The sequence below is a fragment of the Streptomyces sp. 2323.1 genome (assembly GCF_900221035.1).
GTDB classification, from domain to species: domain Bacteria; phylum Actinomycetota; class Actinomycetes; order Streptomycetales; family Streptomycetaceae; genus Streptomyces; species Streptomyces sioyaensis.
In genome coordinates, this window is the sequence record NZ_LT907981.1 from 4,973,432 (window position 1) to 4,998,680 (window position 25,249).

Genomic DNA, 25,249 nt, shown 5'->3' on the forward strand with positions numbered 1-25,249 from the left:
TTGCCGTCTTCTTACTTCTTACCCGGGCGGGAGTCGGGGCTTGGGTATGCATGGCCCGTAAGAGCACCTGCACATGCTGTAACGACGCGAGCGCCGCAGGATGCCGATCCAGCCGCCACCACCTTGCGGCGGACCGGACCGCGTCAACGCTCCATCAGATCCGCGACCCGGCCCGCCGCCCCGCCGTCGTCCCGGTGGCAGAACGTTTCCCGGAAATCCGCGTACGCCTCCGCCCCCGCCGCGGCGATCGCCTCCAAGTCGCCCAGCGCGTCGATCAGTTCACCGGTGGAGGTGAGCAGCGGACCCGGTACCCGCGCCTCGAAGTCGAGGGTGAAGCCGCGCAGGGTGTCGCGGTAGTGCGGCAGATCGGGGGTGAGGAAGAGCATCGGGCGGCCGGTGTTGGCGAAGTCGGCGGCCAGCGAGGAGTAGTCGGTGACCAGCACATCCGCGGCCAGCAGCAGCTCGGTGGCGTCGGGGTGGGCGGAGACGTCGAGGGCGAAGGGCGCGTGGTGGGCGGGCAGCCGGTCGGCGACCAGCGGATGGCTGCGGACCAGCAGGACGTGGTCGTCGGCCAGCTCCTGCCGGGCCAGCTCCAGGTCGAGCGGCAGATGCAGCCGGTGGTGGCCCGCGTCGTAGGCCAGGTCGTCGCGCGGGGTCGGCGCGTACAGCACGACCTTCCGGCCGGGCTCGATGCCCAGCCGCTCGCGCACCGCGGCCGCGATCCGGTCGCGGTCGGCGGCGAAGAAGGCGTCGGTCCGCGGCAGCCCGGTCTCCAGCAGCCGGCCGGAGTAGCCGAGCGCGGTGCGCAGCACCGGGGTGCTGTGGGCGTTGGGCGACAGCAGCACGCTCCACTGCCGGCTCACCCGCGGCCGCGGCGCCAGATGGGCCAGGCCCGCGCACAGCGTCCCGGTCAGGTCGGCGCCGATCCGCTTGAGCGGGGTGCCGTGCCAGGTCTGGATGATGCGCTGGCCGCCGCGCCGGGTGAACCACCGGGGCAGATGGGTGTTGGTGACCACCCAGCGGCTGTGCGCCAGCGCGCCGTGCCACTCGGCGCTGCCCACGATCACCGCCCGGGCCGTCGTCGGCACCGCGGTCTGCGCATCGCGCACCGCCCACAGATGCTCCACGTCCATGTCCCGGCGGACCAGTTCCTCGTGTACCGCGCGCGGTGAGTCCCCGTACGCGCGGCCGCCGAAGCTGCTGTAGAGGACGGTGTCGCGCAGCGGACGGGAGCGGTGCAGCGCATAGTGCTGTTCGCGCAGCATCCGGCGGCGGTAGGGGCCGCGGTCGGGGGCGGGCAGCGCGGGGCCCGCCGTGATCAGGGCCTCGTCGTGCCGGTGCCGGTCGAGGGCGAGCGGCTTGCCGCGGACCGTACGGGCGGCCGGCAGCCCGTCCAGGACGGTCGGTGCGCAGCGGACCGGGACGTCCAGCGGGGAACCGGGCGCGCCCTGGTCGCGCAGGTGCAGCGTCCAGCGGCCCTCGCGCAGCGGCACCGTCCCGGCGAGCGAGGGCAGGGCGCCCAGCGGCAGCGCGCAGTGGAAGCGGCCGTCGTCGTGGGTGGTGGGGAAGGCCAGCTCGGCGGCGTGCGCCCCGTGTTTGAGGACCAGTTCGGTGGTGTGCGGCGCGGCGTCCGGCAGCCGGCCCGCCACCAGCAGGGTGCCGTCCGGGCGCCACAGCGCCCGGTCCAGGTACGGCTGCGGGATGCGGTCGTGCAGCACGAGGTCGCCGGCCGGCGTGGCCGCGACGATCAGTTCGCGGCCGTGCGGGAGCGGACAGGCGAGGGGCGCGAGCCAGGGGTCGCAGGCGATCGGGTCGGTGCCGCCGCCGGCCAGGACCAGTTCGGGCAGCCAGCTCTCGGTGTGCGCCGGCGGGATGGCCCGGGGCGCCCCGTCCCGGGTGGGGCGCGCGGCGGCCAGAGTGTCGAGACGGATACGGAAGGTCAGCCGGGGGCTGGGGGCGCGGCGCGCGGCGCCGGACGCGGGGGGCGCCGCCTCCTCCTGCCCGGAACCCAGCTCTGCCGGCGGCTCCGTCTCCACCGGGAAGGACACCACCGTGCCGGTCCCCTGGTGGGTCACCCGCAGCGCGGCGGGCGGGCGGCCGGGCGCGGTGACGGTCAGGTCCAGGGTGCCGGCCGCCGCCGCGTGCCGGCCGGCCAGCCACCGGGTACGACGGGCCACCGACAGCCGCAGCCGCCCGTCCGCGTACCGGGGCGTGAGCCGTACGGCGCCGTCCGCACCGTCCGCGGCCACGTCATGGGTGCACGGGGCGGCGCCCGAGCCGGTCTCGGGCGCCCCCAGCGGGGCGGTCCGCAGCACGCCGGCCGACGCCAGCAGCACCCCGACCGTCCACTCGCCCTCCTCCCAGCGCCCGCCGCTGCGCAGCCGGGCCGGATCGAGCCGTACCTCGAAGCCCGACCAGTCGTAACAGTGCAGCTCCTGACCGGACTCGGCGGTCGCCTCCGGCATCAGGACCGGCCGCAGCGGCAGCAGCACCCGCCGCCGCCCGCACGACAGCACCGCCGTCCTGAGGTAGCTGTGCCGGGCCGCGGCGTCCAGATTGCGGATATGGGCGTAGCCGCGGAGCACCAGCGTGCCGTCCTGCCACGTCGCCGAGACAAGCCGGGCGCATACCGGGAAGTCGTCCGCCGTGAGGCGGGTCACCCCCGGCGGCAGCTCCAGCGGCGGCGTCAGCGGCAGCACCGCCTGCTTGCGCAGCGGCGGTCCGGCGACGGTGAACCCGGCCGGGTTGCGGGCCTCATGGGTGAGCAGGGCGAGCAGATCGGTCAGCCGTCCGGTGCGGATCAGATACCAGCGCATCCGCAGCTCCACGGGGAGCGTGCGGAACAGCCGCGGGTCGACGCCGGAGAGGAACTCGCGGGCGCAGTCCAGGAATGCGGTGCGGTACTCGGGCGTGGCCGCGGGCAGCGCGTCGACCAGGTCGAGCAGCCCGTCGGTGAGCTGGGCGCGGTCGTAGTCCCGCCGGTGGGCGCCGAGCCGGGGGCGGGCCGGGTCGCCGAGGAAGCGCCGGATGCCGGCCACCACCGCGAACCGGTCCCGCACGCCCCGGGCATCCGGCCGCCGGTGGCGGTCGGGCCCTTCCGGCAGCCGCCAGTAACAGACGTGCTCGTGCAGCACATCGACCGCCTCGGCGAGGAAGTGCGCGGGCAGGGTCGCCGCCGCGTCATGGCAGAACTCCCCCTCGGGGAAGGCGAGTTCGTGGGTGTCCCAGAAGGCGCGGCGGAAGACCTTGTTGCGGGCGAAGTGGTCGGACAGCAGCGTGAGGTCCTCGCTGATGTGGGTGCGCAGTACGGTCTCGCGGCCGGCCGGATGGTGTGCGGACTGGCTGCGGCCGGCCGCGCCGAGCCGGTAGACGTTGCCGGTCGCCAGGTCCGCACCGGACTTGTCCAGCAGGCCGGTGAGGTCCTCGTACGCGCGCGGCAGCAGCACATCGTCGGCGTCGAGGAAGGCCAGGAATTCGGTGTGCGGATAGGCGTGCCGGACACCGGTGTTGCGGACCGCGCCACAGCCGGGGGCCGGGTCGCTGCCGGGGTGGTGGACGATCCGGAACCGCGGGTCCCGCTCGGCGAAGCGGCGGGCGAGGGCCGCGGGCGTGCCCGGCGCGGCGGCGTCCTCGCCGCCGTGTGCGGGCGGGCCGTCCACCATCACCACATCCAGCGCGGTCAGCGTCTGCGCCGCGACCGACTCCAGGCACTCCTCCAGATTCCGCTCGGATCCCTCGGTGCGATGGACCGGGATGACGACGGTGAGCCGAGGCTTCATACGTGGACCGAGCCTTTCCGGACGGGCGATGCGCAAGACCGGTCCGTTCAACTCGCGCGCGGCGGCACGGTCACCGGATCTGCGCTGAAAGGGTGAGAGTCGCCGTCGGCGGCGCGCGTTCCCTCGATGACGTTCCGTGCGCCACGGTCGGCGCGCCGTAGTGCCGGGCCGCGTTCGATGCCGTAGACCCGTTCACAGCTTGCCGGCGCCCCGTGCGCCCCGATTCCTCAGGGAAGGTGACCGCGTCCTGATGCCCGGCCGAACCGACAGCTCCGCCGCCACCGACAGCCTCGACGCCGGGCCGCCCGGCGGTGACACCCGGCCCCCGCGCCCCGCCCGCCCCGCGGGGACCGCGCCGTCCGCCTCCACCGCGCGGCTGCCGGCCGACCGGGGGCGCGGTGGTCCGGCGCGGCTGCTGCCCGCCCGGTCCCCGTTCCGCAGCCAGCTGCGGCGGATCGGCACCGGCCGGGTGCTGGAGATCGGCTGCGGGGACGGCGACACCCTCGCCTGCTGCGCGCCCGGCAGCGTCGGGATCGACCACGACCCGCAGTCCGTGGAGCGCTGCCGGGCCCGCGGGCTGACCGCCTATACGGCCGAGACGTTCCTGGCGAGCCCGCACGCCCGGCCCGGCGCCTTCGATGCGCTGCTGACCGCGCACGTCCTGGAGCATCTGGACGACGAGCAGGTCGAGAGCCTGCTGCGGGCCTACGTCCGCTATGTACGGCCGGGCGGCGGGGTGCTGCTGATCACCGCGCAGGAGGCCGGGCACCGGGCCGGCCCGACCCCGGTGCGCTTCACCGACTTCGCGCTGCTGCGGGCCTTCGCCGCCTCCGCGGGCCTGGCGGTGCGGCGGACGTACTCCCATCCGCTGCCGCGCCCGGCCGGGATGCTGCTGCGGTCCAATGTGTTCGTGCTGGTGGGGCAGGTGCCGCGGTAGCGCGGACCGGGGCGGGCCGCTCCGGTCCGCGCCCGGCGGCTCAGCGCCCGCGGGCCCGCTTGCGGGCCTTGACCAGGGCGCGGGTGACGATCGGCGGCAGCACGTCCAGGGCCACCCGCCGCATCGCGCTGCGCGTCGGGAGCGGCGGGCGCGGGCCCGGGCGGGCCGCGGAGGCCGCCGGGGACTGTGCCGGCTGCGGGACGGACGCGCCCGTGGACCGGTGCCGCGAGGCCGGCTGGGCGGGTTCCCTGGCGCCCTTGGCGCTCAGCCGGATCAGCGGGGCGTCGTTGACGAACTGCACCTCGTGCCAGATGTCGCCGCGGGCCGCTATCCACTCCAGCAGCGCCTTCTGCAGCGGCTCGGGGTCGCCCCAGGTCCCGTAGAACTTGGTGCCGGTGATGCAGATGGGGCGCAGCCCCTCGTTCGCAACGGCCTGCCAGGTGGCGGCGGCCACCCCGGGGCAGTGCTCGGCGCGGTAGTCGTCCATCACCACGACGCCGTGCGGGGTCAGCAGCGAGCGCACCGCGAGGATGTCGCCGTGCACATGCTCGTAGAGATGCGAGGCATCGATATGGGCGAAGCGCACCGAGCCCTCGTCGACATGGTCGGTGACGACCGAGCTGAGGCCCTGGACGATGGTGGGCAACTCCTCATGGAACGCACGGTAGTTGGCCTCGAAGGCCCGCCGCGTCAGGGTCGCGTAGGACTTCTTCATCTCCTTGGAGTTGGAGACGTCCTCGGCGGGGGAGTCGAAGAGATCGCAGACCGTGAAGCGCTCGCCGGCGCGCAGCCGGGCACCGAGGAAGATCGCGCTCTTGCCCATGTACGCGCCCAGTTCGAGCAGATCCCCCGGCTCGGATTGCTCCTGCTGGTGTGCCAGGAACCAGTCGAACATCAGCTGGTCGGCGGTGAAGAACCAGCCCTTGACCTCGGACAGCCGGGTGGGGCGCGGCAGTGCGGCACTCTCTGCGATGGGGGCAGTCATGTGCGGTCCGTCTCCAGACGGTCGGGAACGTAGGACGAATGACGACGCGTAGGTGAGGGGGATTGTGGCGATATGTTCCGGCGCTGTCCGCCGTGGATATGCGGGTGCTGCTCGGTGCTGCCTGTTGTTGTCGGTGCCTTCGCGGTCCGGGTCGCACCCGGTGTCGCGGCCGCTGCGCACGGGCGCGGCCCTGCCGGGCCCGGGGGCGCCACTGCTCGGTTCGAGAGTCGTTTCGAGCGCCGCTCCGGCAGTCTCCATGACGAAGCCGGGTCGCACCATGCGTTTCACGGGACCCGCATCGTAGGGGGAGAAAAATGAACGGAAGGTGGCGTGCGGCGTCGCGCCCCGTATGCCCGCGGTCTCACTTCACCGCGCCGGCCATCACTCCGGAGACGAACTGGCGCTGGAAGGCGAAGAAGACGATCAGCGGCACCACCATCGACAGGAACGCACCGGGCGCCAGCACATCGATGTTGTTGCCGAACTGCCGCACCTCCTGTTGCAGGGCGACGGTGATCGGCGGATGGCCGCTGTCCGCGAAGATCAGCGCGACCAGCATGTCGTTCCACACCCACAGGAACTGGAAGATCCCCAGCGAGGCGATCGCCGGGCCGCCCAGCGGCAGCACGACGCGGGTGAACAGCCGCAGTTCGCCCGCCCCGTCCAGCCGGGCCGCCTCCAACAGCTCGCGCGGGATCTCGGCGAAGAAGTTCCGCAGCAGGAACACCGCGAACGGCAGCCCGAAGGCCGTATGGAAGAGGATCACCCCGGCCGTCGTCTCGAAGAGCCCCACCGCGCCGAACAGCTTGGCCACCGGGATCAGCGCCACCTGCACCGGCACCACCAGCAGCCCGACGACCACCAGGAACCAGCCGTCGCGGCCTGGGAAGTCCAGCCAGGCGAAGGCGTAGCCGGCCAGCGAGCCGATGACGACGACCAGCAGCGTCGCCGGCACGGTGATCGCTGCCGTGGTCAGCAGCGAGCCCATCACCTTGCCGTTGGACAGCAGTTGGCTGTAGTTGTCCCAGGTGAGCTGGGCCGGCTGGGCGAGGACCCGCCACCAGCCGGACTCGGCGATCTGCTGCGGGCTGCGCAGCGAGGACAGCAGCAGCCCCACGGAGGGCAGCAGCCAGAACAGCGCGACCAGGACCAGGAAGATCCGCAGCGCACCGCCGCCGGCCCGCGCCGCGATCCGGGCCGGGAGCGGCTGCCGGGCGCGTACGGCACCGGCCGCCCGGGGCCGCTCGGCCGGTACGACTCGGTCCACGGTCGTCATCGGCGACGCTCCTTCCGTATGCGCCGGAGATTGACGTACATCACCGGCAGCACGAGCAGCAGCAGGAAGACGGCGATCGCGCTGCCCAGCCCCTCGTCGACATCCGTGCCGAACGACGACTGGAAGAGCTGGAGCGCCAGCACATTGGCGGACCGGATGCTGGAGCCCGGCGCGATGATGTAGACCAGGTCGAAGATCTTCAGCACATTGATCATGAGGGTGACCAGCACGACCACCAGGACCGGGGCCAGCAGCGGCACGGTGATCCGGCGGAAGACCTGCCACTCCCCGGCGCCGTCCACCCGGGCCGCCTCCAGCAGCTCCCGCGGGACGCCCGCCAGCCCCGCCGCGATCAGCACCATCGCGAAACCGGCCCACATCCAGACGTAGGAGCCGATGATGGCCGGGGTGACCAGTGCCGGGCCGAGCCAGTCGACGCCGCGGTAGGCCTCGGCGAAGTTGGCCGCGGGGAGCCGGAGGCGGGCGCCCGCGGCCCGGTCGCCGGGCAGCGTGAAGGTGCCGTCGGCCGTCGTCGTCGCCGAGGCGACCACCCGGCCGCCCTTGACCGCCTCGATCGTCAGCCCGGCCAGCGCCTTCTCGTTGCCGTCGAGGACGTTCGGGCGGCCGCCGCCCCCGCGGGTGAAGTCCAGCCAGACGGTGCCGGTGACCGCTCCGGGCCGGGGCCGGGCGGCGGCCGCGGGCCGGGCGCCGCGCAGATCGCCCGGCTGGACGGCGACCAGGGGCAGCGGGACCGGGGACCCCGCACGGACGGCCGCGCGCGTGGTGTACTCGCCGTCGCCGGACGGCGCGAGGTTGGACCTGGGCCGCGGCTTGGCGCCGGGGAACGGCGCCGGGTCGGCGAACGTGTCATGGACGCCGACCCACACCGCGTTGGCGACACCACGCTCGGGGTCCTGGTCGTAGACCAGCCGGAAGATGATGCCGGCCGCCAGCATCGAGATCGCCATCGGCATGAACACGATCAGCTTGAAGGCGGTGCCCCAGCGGATCCGCTCGGTCAGCACCGCGAAGATCAGCCCCAGCGCCGTCGAGACCGTCGGCGCCACCACGACCCACAGGACGTTGTTCTTCAGCGCCGTACGGATGCCGTCGTCCGAGAACATCGCGCCGTAGTTGCCGAGCCCCACAAACCCCTTGCCGGAGGCGTCGAACAGGCTGCGGTGGACGGAGAAGGCGATGGGGTAGACGACCAGCGCCCCGAGCAGCAGCAGCGCCGGCAGCAGGAACCCCGCGGCGATCCACGGCCGGGTGCCCGGCACGCGCGGCCGCACCCGGCCGCCGCCGCTGGGCCGTCCGTTGCGGAGCCGCCCGCCGCTGGGCCGTCCGCCGTGCCCGCTGCTGACCCTGCTGACCTCTGCGTCGCTCATCGTGACGGTCCCCCGGTCCCGGTCGAGGCGGTCGGCGTCAGTGCCCGAACGACCGGGCGGCGTCCTTCTCCAGCCGGCTCTGGATGCCCGCGACGTCCTTGGGGTTCTTCAGGAAGTCCTGCAGGTCCTTCCATTCGCCCTGGCCCGGCTTGCCGCCGAAGGAGGCGGGCGCCTGGTCGGACATGTCGAAGCGGAAGTCGTCGCCCGCCGCGATCAGCGCCTTGGCGATCGTGCGCATGACGTCATTGGCGTACGCCGCCTGGTCGAGCGCCTTGTTGGGCGAGAGGAACCCGCCGGCCTGCGCCCAGATCTTGGCGGCGTCCGTCGACGCCAGGAACGTCAGCAGCGCCTGCGAGGCCTTGGTGTCCTTGAGGGCCACCGCCACATCGCCGCCGGTCACCACCGGGGACTTCGCGCCCACCGCGGGGAACGGGAACACCTTGGCGTCCGTGCCGACCTTGGCCTTGGTCTGGCTGATGTTGGCGGCGGCGAAGTCGGCCGAGGAGACCATCGCGGCCTTGGGGGCACTGCCGCCGCTGAAGGTCTGGGTCACCGACGTCGGGAAGTCCGTCTGCAGGGCACCGGAGTTACCGCCGGCGAGCAGATCCTTGTGTCCGAAGAGCCCGCCGAGCGTGGTCAGCGCCTGGGTGACGGACGGGTCGGTCCACTTGAGCTTGTGCTGCGCAAGTTGGTCGTACTTCTGGGGCCCCGCCTGCGAGAGGTAGATGTTCTCGAACCAGTCGGTCAGCGTCCAGCCGTCCGCGCCGCCCACCGAGACCGGCTCGACGCCCGAGTCGGCGAGCGTCCGCGCCGTGGTGAGGAACTCCCGCCAGGTCTTCGGCTCCTTGACGCCGGCGTTGTCGAACGCCTGGGCGTTGTACCAGACCAGCGACTTGTTGCTGGCCTTGAAGTAGACGCCGTACGGCGTGCCCTGGTGGGCGCCGAGGTCCTGCCAGCCCTTGGTGTAGTTCTTGGTGAGCTGCGCCCTGGCGTCCGCGCCGAGCGGCTTGAGCCAGCCCTTCTGCGCGAACTCGTGGAGCACACCGACCTGTTGGAGCATCGCGACGTCCGGCGGCCCGCCGCCGGCGATCTTGGAGCCGACGAAACCGGCCATGTCGTCGCCGCTGGGCACGAAGTCGACGGTGGCCCCGGTGCGCTTTTCGAACTCGTCCAGCACCTTGACGAAGTTGGCCCGCTCCGGCCCCGTCCAGACCGCGGTCACCTGCAGCTTCTGGCCGTCGAGGTGGGGGAGCCGGACGGTGGGGGCGGTGCCGCCGCCCTTGCTGCCGCCGGCGGCGTGGTCCTTGCCGCCGCCGCTGCTGCCGCAGGCGGCCAGCGCCAGGGCGAGCACCGCGGTTGCCGCCACCGCGGTCGTGGTGCGAAGCGCCGTGCGGTCGAGTCGTCTGCGCATCCCCGTAGCCCCTTATCGCTGCGCCTGCCGTGCCGGGTGCGAAGGGAGCGCCGTGTCACGTCGTGCCGCGGCGTCCCTGCGGTGCCGTTCGCGTCGTGCCGAGCGGTGGTGCGGTGTGGTCGCGCTGCGCCTCGTCGTGCGGGTCGGTGTGCGACAGTCCTACGCCCGGGCCGCGGGGTCCGCAATACCGCGTTCCGCGTCAACTGACCTTTCGTGATGGGGCTGTTACGGACGGCACCCGGGGATTACAGCAGGGGTGGGGCGGCTGCGGCACCTGAGGACTGTGCGGCCCGCTGGAGCGCACTGGCCAGCAGCGCCAGGTCCGTCGGACCGTTGCCCAGCTCGCGCAGCGGCCGCCGGGCCGGCGGGTCCCCCATCCGCGCCCACTCCAGGGGCACGACCGTCGGCCGGAGGGTGGACGTCCGGGGTATCCGCCCGGTCACCCGGCCCGCCTGGAACGGCGTCGAGGAGCCGTCCGCCGCGCGGTGCAGCCGGCCGCGGCCGGGGGGCACCGGCTCGGACGCCTCGTCGGCGGCGCCCAACTGCACCCGCAGACCGGCCCGTTCACTCGTCGCGGTCTCGGCCGTACGGTCCGGATGGCCGGTCGCGGCTATCAGATGCACCCCGACCGCTGCCCCGTCCCGGGCCACCGCCTCCAGGGCCCGCACCACGGAACCGGCGGCCGGCCGGCCCATGCTGCCCAGCGCCGGCGCCACCAGCGCATCGAAGTCGTCGACCAGCACGAACAGCCGCGGCATCGGCACCGCCGCCTCCGCACCGTCCGCCGTGGGCGCTCCGCTGCGCGCCCGCAGCCGCAGCGTCCCGGTCGTCGACGGGTCCGTCTCACCGGCCGCCGACCCGCTGGTGCCCTCGGCCGTCCGCCGCGGGGCGACGATCCGCGGCGCCGGCAGATGCCGGCTGCGCCACTCGGCGAACGGGGTACCGCCGAGTATCTCCGTGCGCCGCTTCAGCTCGGAGGACAGCGCCTGGGCGAACTCCCGCATCCGGACCGGCTCCGAGGCCGCGAGGTACGTCGTGACGTGCGGCAGGTCCGTACACACCCGCAGCCCCTCACCGCGCTCGCTGCCCCCGCCGTCCACCAGCACCAGCGACAGCAGATCCGGACGGTCGGCGGCCGCCAGCGAGGCGGCCAGCGCCCGCAGCAGCTCGGTCTTGCCGGTGGCCGCCGCGCCCTCCACGAGCAGATGCGAGCCGTCGGCGGCGAGATCGGCGCCCAGCGGGCCGTGCGGACCGGCGCCGAGCACCGCGACGGCGCCCGCCCGGTCGGTGTCCAGGGCGGCGGCCCAACGGGCCATCAGGGACGCCGGGGTGGCGCGGGCCAGCCCCAGCTCGTCCAGCAGCCGCGCCGCATCCGGCAGCGGGACGGCCGCACGGGGCACCGCGGCACCCCCGGCCGGCGCATCCGCCTCGCGCAGCGGCGCCAGCGCCCGGGCGAACCGCTCGGCCCAGGCACCGGAGACCGCGTCCACCGTCGCGACCGTGCCATTGGGGCCGGAGCCCGGCTGGACGACGCGCAGCGCCGTGGCGACATCGCCGCTGAGCACCGCGACCGCGCCGCACTCCCCGAAGGCGGGCGACGCCGCCCGGGCCGCCTCGTACGTCGCGGCCAGCGGGAAGGCGGGGGAGGCGGCCGGGGTCTCGGCCAGGCACAGCAGGTGGATACCGGCCGCCGGGCCGCCCGCCGCGAGCCGGGCGGTGGTCTCGCGCAGCGCGGCGGAGCCGGGGTCCCCGTCCACGATCACCAGGGTGAACGGGCCCTGATGGCGGGCCGCGGCGGCGGCGGTCTCCGCTCGCCCGGCGTCGGCCCAGCCGGGACCCAGCGGGCCGTCGTCGAGCCGGCGCACCAGCTCGGACGTACGGGCCGCGGCCTGCTCCTTGTCGTACGCCAGCAGCAGCCGGCAGTCCTGGCCATGGGCCGGGCGGACCTGCGGCAGCCAGCCGAGCCAGGACCATTCGGCCACCCGCTCCTCGGTGGGGCGCGCACGGTCCGCGCTGATCAGCACGATGTCGAGGGTGCCGGGGGAGTGCAGCGCGGCGAGCTGGGCGAGGGCGCAGCGGGCCAGCCCGGTCAGCCGGGCCCGCGGTCCGGCCAGCCCCAGCGAGCCGGCCCGGCGCAGCCCGACGGTCACCGGCGCCGCGGCCCGGCCGCCGCTGCGGGCGGCCGTCCCCAGCCGGACGGTCAGCGCATCGGGGTGGTCCGGGCCGCGCTCCCAGAGCCGGGGGCCCGGCCCCAGGGCGGTGAGCAGGATCGCGGCGGCGTCCGGCCATCGCTCGTCCGCGGCGGGCCCGGACACCGCGTCCGCCGCGCAGGGCTCCCCGGATGCGTCCGCGGGGGCCGCCTCCGCGCCGCAGGCCGGCGGGTACGCCACCGGGAGGGTCTCGGGCCGCTCCACGGCGGGCCGGCCGCCGGCCAGCCGCCGCGCCCAGGCGCCGATCCCGCCCCGCCGCCCGCCCTTACGGGAGGACTCCTCGGCCGGCGCGAGCGCCTGCTGCCCGCCGTGCGTGCGGTCCTGCGCTCCGCCGGGGAAGCCGTCGGCGCGCTCCGGGGCTCCGAAGGCGTCGGTCCGGCCGCCGTCGTCGGTCCGGGCACCGTCGTCGGTGCGGTCGTAGACATGGCCGCCGGAGAGATCCGGGAAGGGGGCCGCCGCCGGAGCATGCCAGGTGACCGGGCCGACGCCCGGCGCGCCCTGCCACGGCTGGTCGCCGCCGGCCGGGGTGCCGCGCAGCGGGGTGTCCCGCCGCCCGGCCTCCGCCGCCGGTCGGGACGGCGGTACGGGAGCGGAGGCGGCTGCCGGACGGCCGTACCCGGCTCCCGCATACGCCCCGCCGGCCGCGGCGGTGGCCCCCTGCGGGCCCGGTGCCGCTCCGTGGCCGGCACCGCCCCCGCCTGCCGCCGCCCGCCCCGCCGGGGAAGCGCTTCCGCCGGCCGCCCCCGGGGTGATCCGCAGCTGTCCCTCGCCGTCCGGCGCGGTCGCCAGCGCCGGGTCCGGGGCGCCGGGCGCGGACTGCAGGCGCAGCGCGGACTCGCCGATCCGCAGCAGCGCGCCGGGCCGCAGCGGCGCGGGCTGTTCGCCCAGCTCGGTGCCGTCCACGGCGGTGCCGTTCGTGGACCGCAGGTCGGCCACGGTCACCGCGCCGTCGGGACCGACCGTCACGGCGCAGTGCAGCCGGGAGACATCGGGGTCGTCGAGCGGGACATCGGCGTCGGCGGAGCGGCCGATGCGGATCTGGCCGCCGTGCAGCAGATGGACGCCGCCGGCGTCGGGGCCGGAGATGACACGCAGCCGCGCGGAGCCGTGCGGCAGGCCGTGCGCCGGGGAGGGGCCGGGGCCCTGGAGGGAGAGCACCGCGCCGTCGATCAGCGGGGGCTCGCCGAGCGCCGCGCGCTGCGGATCGAGCCGCTCGGACCCGGCATACAGCACGACGGGGGCGCTGCTGCCGCCCGAGCCGCCGACATCCGCACCCGAGCCCGCCACGGAGGCGGTGAGCGAGCCGGCCACCGCCGCCAGCGCGGTCCCGGCAGGGGCCGTCACGAGCACGTCGCAGGCCCGAGTGGTGTGGCCGCTGCGCGGCCCGAGGACGGTCAGCCGGATCTGCATCGCCGTCAACGGTCCCTTCTGCCGGGATCCGCAGGGGGTCCGCTCATCCCCCCACCGCACCCGGGCACGTCGGCACGGACAAGTCCCAAGTGCACGGCGCGACAAAGACCGCCCGCCCCCACCGCGTCGTGCTGGGTGCATCCTCGCACCTGGCACTGACAACACGCCCGCCGACCGCCGTTCAGTGATCTTGATTGGTCTTCTAAGGGCGAAAAAGTGCCTGCTTGCGTGCCGTGCCAGGCCGGAATTCGACCGCCGTGGTCAGCTCGGAACGGTTCCCGGCCCGGCCGTGCGGTCGGTGTGCGCACCGGCCGGCCGCGGCGGGCAACCATCCGCCGCGAACACGCGTCTTTCCCACAAGCCTGTACCGGGCCGTCCGGACCGAAAAGATTGTGCGACGGCACTACAGTGGGTCGGACGGCCGTGCGGAGGCGAACCAGCCGACCCGGCGGGCCAGGCCACGAGAACCACACCACCAGGGAGCGCATGACGTGCGGCCGGTAGGCAGCAAGTACCTGCTCGAGGAACCGCTGGGACGCGGCGCCACGGGCACCGTCTGGCGTGCCCGCCAGCGGGAGACGGCGGGCGCCGAGGCCGCCGTGGCAGGAGAGCCCGGTGAGACGGTCGCGATCAAGGTCCTCAAGGAGGAGCTGGCGCACGACGCGGATGTGGTGATGCGCTTCCTGCGGGAGCGCTCCGTCCTGCTGCGCCTGGCCCACCCCAACATCGTCCGCACCCGCGACCTCGTCGTCGAGGGCGATCTGCTGGCCCTGGTCATGGACCTGGTCGACGGCCCCGACCTGCACCGCTACCTCCGCGACAACGGCCCCTTCAGCCCGGTGGCCGCCGCCCTGCTCACCGCCCAGATCGCCGATGCGCTGGCCGCCAGCCACGCCGACGGCGTGGTGCACCGCGACCTCAAGCCCGCCAACGTCCTGCTAGCCGGGTCGGACGGCAGCGCCGAGATGCACCCGATGCTGACCGACTTCGGCATCGCCCGCCTCGCCGACTCCCCGGGCCTGACCCGCACTCATGAATTCGTCGGGACCCCCGCCTACGTGGCCCCGGAGTCCGCCGAGGGCCGCCCGCAGACCTCCGCCGTGGACATCTACGGCGCCGGGATCCTGCTGTACGAACTCGTCACCGGCCGGCCGCCGTTCGCCGGGGCGACCGCCCTGGAGGTGCTGCACCGTCACCTCAGCGAGGAGCCGCGCCGTCCCAGCACGCTCCCCGAGCCGCTGTGGACGGTGATAGAGCGCTGTCTGCGCAAGCGCCCCGAGGAGCGGCCCAGCGCCGAGAACCTCGCGCGGGCGCTGCGCGCCGTCGCGTCCGGCATCGGGGTGCACGCCTCCCCGGCGCAGGCCGAGGCCGCGCTGGGCGTGGCCGCGCTGCTCGCCCCCGACCCCGCGCCCGCGACCGTCCCCGGGACGGGCGGCGACGGCGGGGCCGGCGGAGGCGACGCCGACCCCACCCAGGTGCTCCCGTCCAATGCCGGTTCCTACGACCCGGCCGCGGCGACCAGCGTGCTGCCGTCCACCGGCGGCCAGGGCGGACAGGGCGGCCCCGGGGGCGGGCAGGGCGACCCGACCCGTGCGATGCCGCCGATGCCCATGGGCGCACCGGCCGGCGGACCGCAGAATCCGGACGGCCCCCATCCGTGGGAGTCCCAGATGCGGGCCGCCCGCGACCGCAACGAGCAGACCCAGGTGCAGTATCTGGATCCCGCCGAGGACCCGCTGCGCCGCCGTCCGCAGCGTCAGGCTCCCCAGCAGCCGCCGCAGCGCCCGCAGCAGCCCCAGTACCGGCAGCAGCCGCCGCCGTACGCCCAGCAGCAGGCCCCGCAGCGCCGCCAGGAGCCGCCGCCGCAGCGCTATGAACCGCAGCGGCCGCCCGCCCCGGAGCCCCGGCCCCGGCGCGAGCCCCGCCCGCGCAGCGCCAACCCGATGAAGATCCCCGGCCTGGGCTGTCTCAAGGGCTGTCTGTTCACGATCATCCTGCTGTTCGTGGCGGCCTGGCTGATCTGGGAGCTCACCCCGCTCCAGGAGTGGATCGGCACGACCAGGGGTTTCTTCGCCCAGATCGGCCACGTCATCAACAGCGTGCAGCACTTCGTGCAGAAACTCGGCGGCTGACGCCGGCCGCCCGCGGGGGACGCCGCGGGCGGCACCGAACCCACTCAGTGGATTTGTCGACTTCTGACGGGCAATTTCGCCCGGAGAAGTGAAGGTTGCCGCCGTACGGGGCACGAACTCCCCTGGCATCCGCGTAGCTTTGACGCCAACCTCAGCCCTCGCAGGACGCTCGGGGGCCCGACACGTCGGAGCAGTCTTGGCACGGAAGATCGGCAGCCGGTACACCGCCCACCAGATCCTGGGGCGCGGCAGTGCCGGCACGGTATGGCTGGGCGAGGGTCCCGAAGGGGCCGTGGCCATCAAGCTGTTGCGTGAGGATCTCGCGGCCGACCAGGAGCTCGTCGGCCGCTTCGTCCAGGAGCGGGCGGCCCTGCTGGGCCTGGCGGACCCGCATGTCGTCGGCGTCCGCGACCTCGTCGTCGACGGCAACGACCTGGCGCTGGTCATGGACCTCGTACGGGGCACCGACCTGCGCACCCGGCTGGAGCGCGAACGCCGGCTGGCCCCCGCGGCGGCCGTCGCGATCGCCGCCGATGTCGCCGACGGGCTCGCCGCCGCGCACGCCGCCCGGATCGTGCACCGCGACGTCAAGCCCGAGAACGTCCTGCTGGACATGCAGGGCCCGCTCGGCCCCGGCGGCGCGCACCCCGCCCTGCTCACCGACTTCGGCATCGCCCGGCTCGTCGACTCGCCGCGCCGGACCAGGGCGACCAAGGTCATCGGCACCCCCGACTACCTCGCCCCGGAGATCATCGAGGGCCTGCCGCCCCGCGCCTCCGTGGACGTCTACGCCCTGGCGACCGTCCTGTACGAGCTGCTCGCCGGGTTCACACCGTTCGGCGGCGGCCACCCCGGGGCCGTACTGCGCCGCCATGTGACCGAGAGCGTGGCACCGCTGCCCGGTATCCCCGACGAGCTGTGGCAGCTGCTGCTGCAGTGTCTGGCCAAGGCGCCGGCGTCCCGGCTGCGCGCGCCCGAGCTCGCCGCCCGGCTGCGCGAGCTGCTGCCCTCGCTGGCCGGCATGCCGCCGCTGGACATCGACGAGCCGGAGGACGAGCAGCCGGACGACGACCCGGAGAGCGCCACCGGGCCCCGTGACGAGGCGTTCCACCCGTCGCCGGCACCGGGGGAGGCCACCCCGCCGCGGGGCGCCGTCCCGCTCGTCCAGGGCGCGGCCCCCGACTCCAACCGGGACACGCACACCAGCATGCGGGTCCCGGGCCCGGACGAGCTGGCGGGCGGCGCCCACGGCACCGCCCGCGCCCCGCGCGCCACCGGCGAGCGCCGGGCGGGCTCGGCCCGGCACCGCGCCTCGCAGGAGGCGGTGCGCCGCCGCCGGATCAAGCTCGGCGCGGCCGCCGCCGCGGTGATCGTGGCGGCCGGCCTGGGCGGCTGGCTCGCCTCGGGCGACGACGACGGGGCGGGCGACGCCACACCGGGCGTCCACCGGTCCGGACCCGACGCCCCGTGACGGCGCCGGGGGCGCGCCGGGCCCGGCGGTGAGCGTCGCGACGGACGGCGTGGCACCCTTCCCCGGCCCGGTGCGGGCGGCTCCCGGCAGGTTCCACTTGCCGGGGCCGGGTCACGCAGACGGTGGCAGCCGTTAGGCTGGGTGCGTGGCAGTCGTCGATGTATCCGAAGAGCTGAAGTCCCTCTCCTCGACCATGGGGTCGATCGAGGCCGTCCTGGACCTCGACAAGATGAGGGCCGATGTCGCCGTGCTCGAGGAGCAGGCCGCGGCGCCGTCCCTGTGGGACGACCCGGAGAGTGCCCAGAAGGTCACCAGTCGGCTGTCCTACCTCCAGGGCCAGGTGCGCCGGGCCGAGCAGCTGCGCAGCCGCGTCGACGATCTCGAAGTGCTCTTCGAGCTCGCCGAGGCCGAGGACGACGAGGACGCCCGCGCCGAGGCCGAGACCGAGCTGGCAGAGGTCCGCAAGGCCGTGGAGGAGCTGGAGGTCCGCACCCTCCTGTCCGGCGAGTACGACTCCCGTGAGGCGGTCGTCAACATCCGAGCCGAGGCCGGTGGCGTGGACGCCGCCGACTTCGCCGAGAAGCTCCAGCGGATGTATCTGCGCTGGGCCGAGCGGCACGGCTACAAGACCGAGCTCTACGAGACCTCGTACGCGGAAGAGGCCGGCATCAAGTCGACCACCTTCTCCGTGCAGGTGCCGTACGCCTACGGCACGCTCTCCGTCGAGCAGGGCACGCACCGCCTGGTGCGGATCTCGCCGTTCGACAACCAGGGCCGCCGCCAGACGTCGTTCGCCGGTGTCGAGGTGCTGCCCGTCGTCGAGAAGACCGACCACATCGAGATCGACGAGTCCGAGCTGCGGGTGGATGTCTACCGCTCCTCCGGCCCCGGCGGCCAGGGCGTCAACACCACCGACTCCGCGGTCCGGCTGACGCACATCCCCACCGGCATCGTCGTCTCCTGCCAGAACGAGCGCTCGCAGATCCAGAACAAGGCGACCGCGATGAACGTCCTCCAGGCCAAGCTCCTTGAGCGCCGCCGCCAGGAGGAGCAGGCGAAGATGGACGCGCTCAAGGGCGACGGCGGCAACTCCTGGGGCAACCAGATGCGTTCGTACGTCCTGCACCCGTACCAGATGGTCAAGGACCTGCGGACGGAGTTCGAGGTCGGCAACCCCACCGCGGTGCTCGACGGCGACATCGACGGCTTCCTGGAGGCCGGGATCCGCTGGCGCAAGCAGCAGGAGAAGTGACGGGCCCGGCCCGGATCTGAGCATCAGACAACTGTCTCCCTCGGGGAGGCAGTTGTTTTTGCTGTGGCGGTTTGGTCACAGTCGTATGTTCATGTACCGCCCAACTCTTGCCAATTCGGACGTCGAGCCTTTATTCGGCCTTGACGATAATGGCCGAACTGGGAAGGGTGAGCGCGGCATGCGTATGTCATGGGGCGCGTGGTGCAACGGGGAGATGAGGGGCCGGCAGCTGTGCTCGGCCGTGACTCACGTACCCCCATCGGCTCGTCGCCCCGTACACAACGGTGCTCCAATGACGAGTTCAGCTACTGGGGGTAGCAGTACATGACGAAGAAGACGCGGCTGCGCGTAGCGCGCATTGCGGCCGGTGCGGTGATCGCGGCCGGTGCGTCGCTCACCGCGGCCGGCGCGGCCTCCGCGGCCAGCCCGGGTGAGACCCCGGGCCAGGACAGCGGCATCATCGGCGGCATCCTCGGCGGCGTCATCGGCGGGGGCGACTCCGGCGGCGACAGCAGCGGTGGTGACACGACCGGTGGCGACACGACCACCGGTGGTGAGATCGGTGGCGACGCCACCGGCGGCGAGATCGGTGGCGACGCCACCGGCGGTGAGATCGGCGGTGACACGACCACCGGCGGTGACACCACCACCGGCGGCGAGACCACCGGTTCCACCACGGGCGACACCACCACCGGTGGCCAGACGACCGGTGGCGAGACCACGGGTTCCACCACGGGCGACACCACCACCGGTGGCCAGACGTCCGGCGGTGACACCACGGGTTCCACCACGGGTGGCCACAGCACGGGCGGCCAGACGACCGGCGGTGACACCACGGGTGGCCACGGCACGGGCGGCCAGACCACCGGCGGTCACAGCAACGGTGGCGGCAACAGCGGTGGCGGCGACTCCACCGGCACCGGCACCGACAACGAGGGCTCCAAGCCGATCGAGCAGCCCGGCCAGGGCAAGGAGCAGATCGCTGACACGCCCGGCCAGGCCAAGCAGCAGGCCAAGGGTGGGGAGCTGGCGGAGACCGGTTCCTCCGGCACGACCGTCCTGCTCATCGGTGCGGCGACGATGATCGCGGGCGGTGTGGGCTTCCGTATGCTGCCCCGCCTGATCAACAAGAACGGCGGCGGTGCCGCGGCGGCCTGATGCCGGCGCGTCACAGCTGGAGGGGCCCGGGACGCAGCAGCGTCCCGGGCCCCTCGGCGTTCGTGGCCCCGCTGCCACCCGGGCGGCTGCCGGCCCGGCAGCGCTGTACCGGTCTCAGGCGATCTGGTGGAGCAGCACGCCCAGCGCGATCAGCAGGATCATCAGCGCCACCAGCACCGCGGGGCTGAGCTGGGCGAAGATACCGCCCGCCTGCTGCTGAAGCCGTTCTCTGCTCGCCCGGCACACGGGGCAGCGGCCCTCGCTCACAGGGGCCGCGCAGTTGGCGCACACCAGTCGGTCGTACGTCATGCGACCTCCTTCTCCACTGCACCAACGCACCGGAAGGCGCATTGGTTCCCTCTTCCACTGTGCCAGCTCGTCGACGGAACGGCGCGTCCCGCGGGATTGTGCGTCTTTTGTCCTGTAGGTGCCGTGAGGAAATGCACCAACCCTCCACGCCGACTGCACCACCCCACGAGGTTCGCGTATGGTCACGCACACCGACGGGAGCCGCAACTCGGCAACCCGTGCCGCTATCCAGGTCGACCGTGGTGCATCAGTGATCCGATTCGACAACGTCTCCAAGACCTACCCGAAGCAGAACCGCCCTGCACTCAGGGATGTCTCGCTCGAAATCGAGCGCGGCGAATTCGTCTTCCTGGTGGGCTCTTCCGGGTCCGGAAAGTCCACCTTTCTGCGGCTGCTGCTGCGCGAGGAGCGGGCCAGCCACGGCCACGTCCACGTGCTCGGCAAGGACCTCGGCAAGCTCTCCAACTGGAAGGTTCCGCAGATGCGGCGCCAGGTGGGGACGGTCTTCCAGGACTTCCGGCTGCTCCCCAACAAGACCGTCGGGGAAAATGTCGCCTTCGCCCTCGAGGTCATCGGCAAGCCGCGCGGCCAGATCCGCAAGACGGTGCCCGAGGTCCTCGAACTGGTCGGCCTAGGCGGCAAAGAGGACCGTATGCCGGGCGAGCTCTCCGGTGGTGAGCAGCAGCGCGTCGCCATCGCACGGGCCTTCGTCAACCGTCCGATGCTCCTCATCGCGGACGAGCCCACCGGCAACCTCGACCCGCAGACCTCGGTCGGCATCATGAAGCTGCTGGACCGGATCAACCGGACCGGTACGACGGTGGTCATGGCCACCCACGACCAGCAGATCGTCGACCAGATGCGCAAGCGGGTCATGGAACTCGAGAAGGGCCGGCTCGTACGCGACCAGTCGCGCGGCGTGTACGGCTACCAGCACTGAAAGGACGCCATGCGCGCCCAGTTCGTCCTGTCGGAGATCGGCGTCGGTCTCCGCCGAAACCTCACGATGACCTTCGCCGTCATCGTCTCCGTAGCCCTGTCACTGGGCCTGTTCGGCGCCTCGCTGCTGATGCGCGACCAGGTCAGCACGATGAAGGGCTACTGGTACGACAAGGTCAACGTCTCGATCTTCTTCTGCAACAAGAACGACGCCGACTCGGGTGCCAACTGCGCCAAGGGCGCGGCCACCCAGCAGCAGAAGAACGACATCAAGGCGGAGCTGGACCGGCTGCCGCTCGTGCAGAACGTGCAGTACGAGTCCAGTGACCAGGCCTACAAGCACTACAAGGAGCAGTTCGGGGACACCCCCGTCGCCGGGCTGGTGACGCCCGACCAGCTGCCGGAGTCCTTCCGCGTCAAGCTCAAGGACCCGACGAAGTTCACGGTCATCAAGTCGGCGTTCTCCGAGCGGCCCGGCGTCCAGGAGGTCCAGGACCAACGGGACACCGTCGAACCGCTCTTCAACCTCCTGAACGGCATGAACATCGCCGCCCTCGTCGTGATGGGGCTGATGCTGGTCGTTGCGCTGATGCTGATCGTCAACACCGTGCGGGTGTCGGCGTTCAGCCGTCGGCGGGAGACCGGGATCATGCGGCTGGTGGGAGCGTCCAGCTTCTATATCCAGATGCCGTTCATCCTGGAGGCCGCCATTGCGGGGCTGCTGGGCGCCGCTTTCGCCTGCGTGTTGATCGTCGGCGGCAAGTACGTCCTCGTCAACAACTGGCTGGCGAAGAAGATCCAGGTGATCAACTTCATCGGCTGGGACTCGGTGGCCGCGGTCCTCCCGCTGGTCCTTCTGATCGGGCTGCTGATGCCCGCGCTCGCCGCGTTCTTCGCATTGCGCAAGTACCTCAAGGTGTGAGCTTTGCCAAGGGGCGCCGTACGGTCAACTCACCGTACGGCGCCCTTTTGTCCCTTAGACTCACCGGCATGTCGGGCCCGTGTTCGTACGACCGGCCTCGCCGCATTCGCCGCGGGGCGGCCCTGACGTTGTTCCTCGCCGGTGTGCTGGCCACCGGTGCCGTGACCGGCACCTGGAGCGATGAGGCGGCCGACGCCGCGGGACGGATCGCCCCGGACGGCAAGGCCTCCCAGGCGCACGCCCCTGCCTCCGCCTTCGCGGACCGCAAGGCCGTCGAACGTGCCGCCTCCGAGGCCGTCGAGGACGGAAAATCGGGTGCCCAGGCCGCCGCCGACGTCGTCAGCCGCAGCGGCGACCGCTGGTCGACGATCTACACACCGGGCCAGTTCGAGGACTTCCAGGAGCAGTTGGGCGGCGCCTATGTCGGCGTCGGGCTCTGGGTGCGGCAGGCGGACGGCGGGCGGATCGAGGTGTCCCGGGTCCAGCCCGGCTCGCCCGCCGCACGGGCCGGTATCGCCCGCGGCGACCTGCTGCGCGCCGTCGACGGGCACCCCACCCTCGACACCCCGGTCACCGAGGTCGTCAGCCGGCTGCGCGGCGTGGCCCCCGACGGTTCCCGCGCCTCCGCCGCCGCTGCCGGCACCCCCGTCGCGCTGGACCTCCAGCGCGGCGCCCGCCACTGGACCGCGACCCTTCACCGCACCCGGCTCAGATCCCGCAACGTCGTCACCGACCACCCTGACGGGGTCCACGGCCCGACCCGCGTCAAGGTCGCCGCGTTCGCCAAGGGCACCGGCAAGGCGGTCCGCCGTGCGGTGCGCGACGCCTCCCCCCGGCACGGCATGCTGCTCGATCTGCGCGGCAACACCGGCGGTCTGGTCACCGAGGCCGTCACCACCGCCTCCGCCTTCCTGGACGGCGGCCTGGTCGCGACGTACGACGTGCGCGGCAGCCAGCGGGCCCTGTACGCCGAGCGCGGCGGCAACACCCGGGTGCCGCTGGTCGTCCTCGTCGACGGCGGCACGATGAGCGCCGCCGAGCTGCTGGCCGGCGCGCTCCAGGACCGCGGACGGGCGGTCGTGATCGGCTCCCCGACCTTCGGCAAGGGCTCGGTGCAGATGCCCAGCACGCTGCCGGACGGCTCGGTCGCCGAGCTGACCGTCGGCCACTACCGCACCCCGTCCGGCCGGACCGTCGACGATGCGGGGATCACCCCCGACCTGGTCGTCGGGCACGGTGCCGAGAAACGGGCCCGCACGGTATTGAGTGGCCTCGGGGGCGGTGCATAGTGCGAAAATGGCCGCACTATGGCTAAGGACAAGGGCAAGGACAAGACTCCCGGGCGCAAGCTCGTGGCGCAGCACAAGAAGGCGCGGCACGACTACCACATTCTGGACACCTATGAGTGTGGCCTGGTGCTGACCGGCACCGAGGTGAAGTCGCTGCGGCAGGGCCGGGCCTCGCTGGTGGACGGATTCGTCCAGATCGACGGCAATGAGGCCTGGCTGCACAACGTACATATCCCCGAATACACCCAGGGCACCTGGACGAACCACGCGGCCCGGCGCAAGCGGAAGCTGCTGATGCACCGCGCCGAGATCGACAAGCTGGAGTCCAAGAGCCAGGAGTCGGGGCACACCATCGTGCCGCTGGCCCTCTATTTCAAGGACGGCCGGGCGAAGGTCGAGATCGCGCTGGCCAAGGGCAAGAAGGAGTACGACAAGCGGCAGACGCTCCGCGAGCAGCAGGACCGCCGGGAGACGGACCGGGCGATCTCGGCGGCGCGGCGGCGGCAGCGGGCCTGACGAGCCCCCTGCGGCCCCGGCCCCGTCGCCGCTGCCACGGAATACGCTGGCAACCGCACGCGTTGTTCACGTACGATGGCTCCGCACCCCACGAGGGGTGTGGCACCACCTTGATAAATCAACATGGGGATGATCGGTTTCGACAGCGGATGTCGAAGCAGGGGAAGCGAGTCGAGGAAGCGGCAATGATCTCGTTAACCATATGTCGCAACCAATAATCGCCAACACCAAGCGCGATTCCTTCGCCCTCGCTGCCTAAGTAGCGACTTGCGAAGTGTCAGCCCGGGGATGTTCCCGACCCGGATCCTGGCATCAGCTAGGGAACTAAACTTCTAGACCCGGTCACGGGGTGTAGAAGGAAATCAAACAGTGACTGGGCCCGTCGGAGACTTGTTCGCGTGATCTCCGGGGCCGAGAAAATCGCAGCGAACTGCACTCGGAGAAGCCCTGATTCTGCACCGTTGGACGCGGGTTCGATTCCCGCCATCTCCACTCATCCCATGTAAAGCAGCGGCCCGCGAGATTCTCGCGGGCCGCTGCTTTGTGTGCACCCACTCACGCCGGGTGCCGACCCGCTCACGCCCGGTGCCGGAGCGAGGTGGCCAGCGCCAGGGCGGCGGCCGCGGCCGGGACCGCATACCCGAGGCCGGGCCCGCTGAGCTGCTCCACGGCCCAGCCGCCGGTGGCGGAGCCGGCCGCGATACCGGCCAGCAGGGCCGTCACGGCGAGCGTCATCCCCTCGTTCAGCCGGCCCACGGGGGTGCGGGACTGGACCAGCCCCATGCCGGTGACCATGGCCGGCGCGGTGGCCATCCCGGCCGCCGTCAGCGCGACGGCCAGCGCCGCCGGGCCGCCGGCCGTGGCGGCGAGCAGCGGCAGCAGCATCAGGGCGGCCATCGCGCCGACGCAGCCGCGGAAGCGGCGGGTGACCCGGCCCGCAGGGCGCAGCAGGCCGTAGAGCAGCCCGGCGACGGCGGACCCGGCGGCCTGGAGGGCCAGCAGGGCGCCGGCGGCGGAACGGATGCCGTGCGCGTCGGCGTAGGCCAGGGTGACCACCTCCATCGAGCCGAAGACCGCGCCGGTGCAGACAAAGGTGAGCAGCAGCGGCGGGAGGCCGGGCAGACGCAGCGGCGAGCGGGTGCGGGCCGCGGGCCGGGCGACCACCGGGGGTTCGGTGCCGCGCTGGGCCGCGAAGAGCAGCATCCCGGTCAGCAGCAAGGCCGCGGCCACCGCCGTGCCCGCCTCCGGGAAGAGGGTGGTGCACAGCAGCGTGGCGAGCACCGGCCCGAGCAGGAAACACAGTTCGTCCGCGGCCTGTTCGAAGGAGTTGGCGGTGTGCCGGGCGGCCGGGTCGTCGCGCAGGAGATGGGCCCAGCGGGCACGGGAGAGCCCGCCGGTGTTGGGCGTGGTGGCGGTCGCGGCGTACGAGGCGAAGAGCGTCCAGTCGGGCGCGCCGTAGTGGACGCAGAGCAGCAGCGAGAGCGAGCCGAGGACGGCGAGTGCGGTGGCCGGGACGGCGGCACGGGCCTGGCCGTGCCGGTCGATCAGCCGCGCGGTCCACGGGCCGGCCAGCGCCGTCGCCGCCAGCCCGGTCGCGGTGACCGCCCCGGCCAGCGCATACGAGCCGCGCGAACCCGCGATCATCAGCACCGCGCTGACGCTGAGCATGCCCATGGGCAGCCGGGCCAGGAGGTTGGCGGCGGTGAAGGCACGGGTGCCGGGGTGGGCGAAGATCCGGCGGTAGGGCGCCAGCAGGCGGAGTCCGCGGCGCCGCGGGGCCGGGCGTACGGGAGGGGCGGTCACCGGCCGGGCGGCGAGGAAGAGGATCATGCGTCTACGGTCGCGGCCGCGCCCCCGGCCCGTCC

The 25,249-nt window shown here is 73.2% G+C and carries 17 protein-coding genes and 1 other RNA gene; 10 read left to right on the top strand and 8 right to left on the bottom strand.

Annotated elements, in window-relative coordinates; genetic code table 11:
- Positions 1-143: 143 nt before the first annotated feature.
- Complete coding sequence (locus CPH93_RS21380; protein ID WP_096213764.1) at positions 144-3,779, bottom strand: bifunctional glycosyltransferase/CDP-glycerol:glycerophosphate glycerophosphotransferase; 3,636 nt, start codon at positions 3,777-3,779, stop codon at positions 144-146.
- 250 nt (positions 3,780-4,029) lie between these two features.
- Here CPH93_RS21380 and CPH93_RS21385 point away from each other — a divergent pair, with 250 nt between their 5' ends.
- On the top strand, positions 4,030-4,716 hold the full coding sequence (locus tag CPH93_RS21385; protein WP_096213765.1) for a class I SAM-dependent methyltransferase: 687 nt from the start codon (positions 4,030-4,032) through the stop codon (positions 4,714-4,716).
- Between the two features lie 40 nt (positions 4,717-4,756).
- Here the strand turns inward: CPH93_RS21385 and CPH93_RS21390 are convergent, their stop codons facing one another.
- From CPH93_RS21390 to CPH93_RS21410, 5 genes are all read right to left on the bottom strand, one after another.
- Positions 4,757-5,701 carry a class I SAM-dependent methyltransferase gene (locus CPH93_RS21390; RefSeq protein WP_096213766.1) on the bottom strand — a complete coding sequence of 315 codons (945 nt, stop codon included), beginning with the start codon at positions 5,699-5,701 and terminating at the stop codon, positions 4,757-4,759.
- Between the two features lie 361 nt (positions 5,702-6,062).
- Entirely contained in the window at positions 6,063-6,977 is a 915-nt protein-coding gene (locus CPH93_RS21395; protein ID WP_093483480.1) for a carbohydrate ABC transporter permease, read from the bottom strand.
- Positions 6,974-8,365 carry a carbohydrate ABC transporter permease gene (locus tag CPH93_RS21400; protein ID WP_231976910.1) on the bottom strand — a complete coding sequence of 464 codons (1,392 nt, stop codon included), beginning with the start codon at positions 8,363-8,365 and terminating at the stop codon, positions 6,974-6,976. The genes CPH93_RS21395 and CPH93_RS21400 overlap by 4 nt, the downstream gene beginning before the upstream one ends.
- A gap of 37 nt (positions 8,366-8,402) precedes the next feature.
- Complete coding sequence (locus CPH93_RS21405; RefSeq protein WP_173909859.1) at positions 8,403-9,776, bottom strand: ABC transporter substrate-binding protein; 1,374 nt, start codon at positions 9,774-9,776, stop codon at positions 8,403-8,405.
- A 245-nt stretch (positions 9,777-10,021) separates the two neighbouring features.
- Entirely contained in the window at positions 10,022-13,396 is a 3,375-nt protein-coding gene (locus tag CPH93_RS21410; RefSeq protein WP_096213767.1) for an FHA domain-containing protein, read from the bottom strand.
- Between the two features lie 491 nt (positions 13,397-13,887).
- On the opposite strand from CPH93_RS21410, the gene CPH93_RS21415 reads away from it, so the two are divergent.
- From CPH93_RS21415 to CPH93_RS21430, 4 genes are all read left to right on the top strand, one after another.
- The gene (locus tag CPH93_RS21415; protein WP_096213768.1) at positions 13,888-15,528 is read left to right on the top strand and encodes a serine/threonine-protein kinase; all 1,641 of its coding nucleotides are present in this window, start codon (positions 13,888-13,890) and stop codon (positions 15,526-15,528) included.
- 196 nt (positions 15,529-15,724) lie between these two features.
- On the top strand, positions 15,725-16,999 hold the full coding sequence (locus CPH93_RS21420) for a serine/threonine-protein kinase (protein ID WP_096213769.1): 1,275 nt from the start codon (positions 15,725-15,727) through the stop codon (positions 16,997-16,999).
- 145 nt (positions 17,000-17,144) lie between these two features.
- Complete coding sequence (gene prfB, locus CPH93_RS21425) at positions 17,145-18,251, top strand: peptide chain release factor 2 (protein WP_096213770.1); 1,107 nt, start codon at positions 17,145-17,147, stop codon at positions 18,249-18,251.
- A gap of 324 nt (positions 18,252-18,575) precedes the next feature.
- Positions 18,576-19,409, top strand: coding sequence for a hypothetical protein (locus CPH93_RS21430; protein ID WP_096213771.1), 834 nt, complete (start codon positions 18,576-18,578; stop codon positions 19,407-19,409).
- Between the two features lie 114 nt (positions 19,410-19,523).
- Here CPH93_RS21430 and CPH93_RS21435 read toward each other — a convergent pair whose 3' ends face one another.
- A complete protein-coding gene (locus tag CPH93_RS21435; RefSeq protein ID WP_093483473.1) occupies positions 19,524-19,718 on the bottom strand; it encodes a hypothetical protein in 195 nt (64 codons plus the stop codon).
- A gap of 250 nt (positions 19,719-19,968) precedes the next feature.
- On the opposite strand from CPH93_RS21435, the gene ftsE reads away from it, so the two are divergent.
- The 5 genes from ftsE to ssrA all read left to right on the top strand — a co-directional run bounded on the left by ftsE (position 19,969) and on the right by ssrA (position 23,879).
- Positions 19,969-20,658 carry a cell division ATP-binding protein FtsE gene (gene ftsE, locus CPH93_RS21440; RefSeq protein ID WP_018091242.1) on the top strand — a complete coding sequence of 230 codons (690 nt, stop codon included), beginning with the start codon at positions 19,969-19,971 and terminating at the stop codon, positions 20,656-20,658.
- Between the two features lie 9 nt (positions 20,659-20,667).
- Entirely contained in the window at positions 20,668-21,579 is a 912-nt protein-coding gene (gene ftsX, locus CPH93_RS21445) for a permease-like cell division protein FtsX (protein ID WP_093483472.1), read from the top strand.
- A 68-nt stretch (positions 21,580-21,647) separates the two neighbouring features.
- Positions 21,648-22,868, top strand: coding sequence for a S41 family peptidase (locus CPH93_RS21450; protein ID WP_096213772.1), 1,221 nt, complete (start codon positions 21,648-21,650; stop codon positions 22,866-22,868).
- 18 nt (positions 22,869-22,886) lie between these two features.
- Positions 22,887-23,384: an SsrA-binding protein SmpB gene (smpB, locus tag CPH93_RS21455; RefSeq protein WP_006605297.1), complete on the top strand. Its 498-nt coding sequence runs from the start codon at positions 22,887-22,889 to the stop codon at positions 23,382-23,384.
- A gap of 125 nt (positions 23,385-23,509) precedes the next feature.
- Positions 23,510-23,879, top strand: a transfer-messenger RNA (tmRNA) gene (gene ssrA / locus CPH93_RS21460).
- Positions 23,880-23,960: 81 nt separating this feature from the next.
- Here the strand turns inward: ssrA and CPH93_RS21465 are convergent.
- Entirely contained in the window at positions 23,961-25,214 is a 1,254-nt protein-coding gene (locus tag CPH93_RS21465) for an MFS transporter (protein WP_096213773.1), read from the bottom strand.
- Between the last annotated feature and the right edge of the window lie 35 nt (positions 25,215-25,249).